Source organism: Paenibacillus cremeus, from assembly GCF_007786445.1.
In the GTDB taxonomy this organism is placed as follows: Bacteria; Bacillota; Bacilli; order Paenibacillales; family NBRC-103111; genus Paenibacillus_G; species Paenibacillus_G cremeus.
In genome coordinates, this window is sequence record NZ_VNJI01000118.1 from 1 (window position 1) to 1748 (window position 1748).

Sequence of the window (1748 nt, forward strand, 5' to 3'; positions counted from 1 at the left end):
GGAGACCTCCGAAAAAGTGGGCCCCAAATGATGTGTGTCATCAAATTGGGTTATTCTGAGCCGTTTTTGGGCTGAATTCCTGTTGAATAGTCCCTACTTTAATCTTACTTCCCCTTAGGAAGTGACCAAAAGGGCAGACTGATCCCGTTGTCGTTTTTCCGCAATTAGCTTTGTCATTCTCTTAACGTTAGAAGCAATCGTGCTCATCAATGAATGGATATAAGTTCTCTCTAAGCCGCGATATCTGCTGCGTCTAAGACCATGATTTCTTACCTTATCCGCATGACGTCGTTCGATAAGCCAACGTTGTTTGCTGGCCGCTTTATATGCATCAGTCTTGTAATGTTCCCGAGCCTGTTGGAATTCTGCATAATAAGTGCTAATGAATACGTTACGAACTGTCTTGCTGGTTGTACACTTAGCTCTTAATGGACAACCTTGACACTGGGTTTTCGTAAAACGATACTCATAACCTTTTCGTTCTTCTTTAGTCCGATCTCTGAATTTCTTGCTCACCACACCATGAGGACAAGTTACTTGCATGGTCTCCGCATCGAATTGAAAATCCTCAGGAGTAAATAAACCCGAAACCTGCTGCTTCGTCTTCATCCAACTAATATGGCCCAGGATGCTATTCTCTTGGAGAAAGCGGAGATTTTTGCCGAACCAGTAACCTTTGTCCGCAGAGAGTTCTTTGGGCAAGAATCCATAATTATCTTGAAATTGTGTGATAAGATCAACCAGTTGATCACCATCTTCAGCATTTGCCGGGGTGACTTTAACCGCCGTGATGATCTCGGTTTCTTCGTCCATCATGATATGATCCTTATAACCCTGGATTTTGCGCATATCTGACTTGTGCCCCGTACGTGCTTCTGTGTCTACAACACTAATAATTCGATCCGTAGCATCCTCATCACGGTCGGAAATGACTTTCTTGAGTGATGTGAGAGCTTCGTTTGGATGGTTCTCGCTCTGTAACAAGGGTCCTGCAGCGACTACGAGCTCGCTCGCAAGTTGCAGGACTACGGGCAGCTTTTCGTCGCGTGTTTTTCCCTTGAGTTCTGTCCAGAGCTCAAGCATCCGATTCTCAAACTTTTGGAAAATCTCAGGATCGATCTCTCTCAGTTCGATAAGAACTCGCTCATAAGCTTGTCGAACCAGAGAGAGCCATGTGGGTATAGCAACATCGGCGATGATGTGGGTGGAATCCATAATAGATCTTTTGGATTGAGTAGAAATAAAGCCTTGTTCGATGCATTGATCAACTAAGCGCTGAAAAATATCTTGGAATTTTTCCAGTCCAACTCGCTGAACCCGGAAGTAGCTAATGGTTGTATCGTCCGGTAATTCATCATCGATATTCAGGTCCAAAAACCATCGATAGGCTAAGTTCACTTGAATGTGGTTGATTACTTGAACATCGGAGAGATTATATAAGTACTCTAAGAGACAAATTTTAAAGAGAAACACCGGCTCTTCAGCAGGACGACCTCGATTGGCCGAGTATTGTTCAGCTAGCAAATCTCGAATAAAGGAAAAATTGATGTGCTCAGCGATTCTACGTAATAAATGATTTTGAGGGACGGCCTTGTCATAATAATATTGATCAAACCCTGAAATTTGTTTCTCTTTGTGATTACGAAGCATCGCTAATCCCTCCTAATGAACCTATATCTATTATATTCCTAAAATAGATATATTTGGACTTTGTTCTGATGAGGGCACTGACTTTTTCGGAGGTCTCC

Annotated in this window: 1 protein-coding gene; it reads right to left on the reverse strand. The window is 42.8% G+C overall.

The features are described 5' to 3' along the window. Window positions 1-114: 114 nt before the first annotated feature. Complete coding sequence (locus FPZ49_RS35055) at window positions 115-1650, reverse strand: IS1182 family transposase (protein ID WP_144855352.1); 1536 nt, start codon at window positions 1648-1650, stop codon at window positions 115-117. Window positions 1651-1748: the final 98 nt, after the last annotated feature.

What these genes read in the sequence shown, in the direction of transcription:
- FPZ49_RS35055 (WP_144855352.1), bottom strand. Translation starts at nt 1,650, where the DNA reads ATGCTTCGTAATCACAAAGAGAAACAAATTTCAGGGTTTGATCAATAT.